We start from the raw sequence: 1,374 nt of genomic DNA, 5'->3' as shown, positions 1-1,374 counted from the left end.
GAACCTGTCCGCATTTTTGTGGGCGAGGCGGTTGAACAACAGGTTATCCACGCGCCTGCGTGAATCGCTCGCCGAACAGGATAGCAAACTGGTTCATCGCTGATTTCCAGTCGAAGGCGGCCCGCACGGTCTTGGCCAGCACGTTGCGCAGCGCCAGCCAGAGCAGCTTGATCGCCGCCTCGTCATTGGGGAAGTGACCACGGGTCTTGATGATCTTGCGCAGTTGCATGTTCAGACTTTCAATGGCATTCGTTGTGTACACGACCCGTCGAATCTCCGGCGGAAACACGAAGAACGGTATGACGTGCTCCCAGGCGCGCTGCCACGATTGCACGATGGTCGGATATTTCTCGCCCCACGGGCCGTCGGCGAAGTCCTGTAACGCCTGCCTTGCCGCCTCTTCGCTAGCGGCTGCGTAGATCGGGCGCAGGGCTGTGGCGAGCGCCTTACGGTCCTTGTAGCTGGCGTACTCGAGGCTGTTGCGGATCAGATGCACGATGCAGGTCTGAACGGTTGTCCGCGGATAGGCTGCACTGATGGCCTCGGTCAGCCCCTTCAGGCCATCGACCACGGCGATCAGGATGTCCTGGCAGCCGCGCGTCTTGAGTTCGTTGAACACCTTGAGCCAGAACTTGGCGCCCTCGGTCTGCTCGATCCAGAGGCCCAGCACGTCGCGCTGGCCGTCGGCCTGGATGCCCAAGGCCAGATAGACGGCCTTGTTGCTGACCACGCCGTCGTCGCGGATCTTGACCCGCAGCGCATCGAAGAACACCACCGGGTACATTGGCTCGAGCGGGCGGTTCTGCCAGCTCAGCGCCTCGGCCATCACCTCGTCGGTGACCGAGCTGATGAAGTCGGGCGACACTTCGGTGCCGTAGTGCTCGGCCAGAAACCCTTGAATCTCGCGCACACTCATGCCGCGGGCGTACATCGCGATGATGCGTTCGTCGAAGCCGGTGAAGCGGCGCTCGTGCTTGGGAATCAGAATCGGCTCGAAGCTGCCGTCGCGATCGCGGGGGACTTCGACCCGAACCGGGCCACGATCGGTGATGACCGTCTTGCCGCTGGCGCCGTTGCGCTCGTTGGCTTGCCCGGTAGGCTTGGACTGGCCGGACGGGTAGCCCAAATGCAGATTCATCTCGGCGCCCATTGCGCGTTCGATGATCGCTTTGTTGAACGCCAGCATCAGATCCTGGACCTCGGTCGGCGTCATCGGCCCCTTGACCAGTTGGTCCAGCAGTTCCTTGGGCAACTCAGGCAGCGGCCCGCGGGCCGCTGCCTGACGCGCTACGGTTTGTCTTTTCTTCTTCATCGGCATATCCATGGCTTTTACACCTCATGATATGCCCCGCCCACAAAATGACGGATAGGTCC

General features: G+C 61.8%; 1 protein-coding gene. It reads right to left on the bottom strand.

Going from position 1 to position 1,374, the window contains the following annotated elements:
- Positions 1-43: 43 nt before the first annotated feature.
- Positions 44-1,318 (bottom strand): IS256 family transposase, encoded by a 1,275-nt coding sequence (locus DFS13_RS39680; RefSeq protein ID WP_371295762.1) that lies wholly within the window; start codon positions 1,316-1,318, stop codon positions 44-46.
- Positions 1,319-1,374 lie beyond the last annotated feature (56 nt).

Origin of the sequence: Burkholderia sp. 28_3 (genome assembly GCF_003253915.1) — a bacterium.
In the GTDB taxonomy this organism is placed as follows: domain Bacteria; phylum Pseudomonadota; class Gammaproteobacteria; order Burkholderiales; family Burkholderiaceae; genus Burkholderia; species Burkholderia cenocepacia.
Note: the sequence above shows the minus strand (reverse complement) of the source record. Positions and strands in the feature narration are given on the sequence as shown.

Coding starts and splice junctions, on each gene's coding strand:
- DFS13_RS39680 (WP_371295762.1), bottom strand. CDS start 1,318: ATGCCGATGAAGAAGAAAAGACAAACCGTAGCGCGTCAGGCAGCGGCC.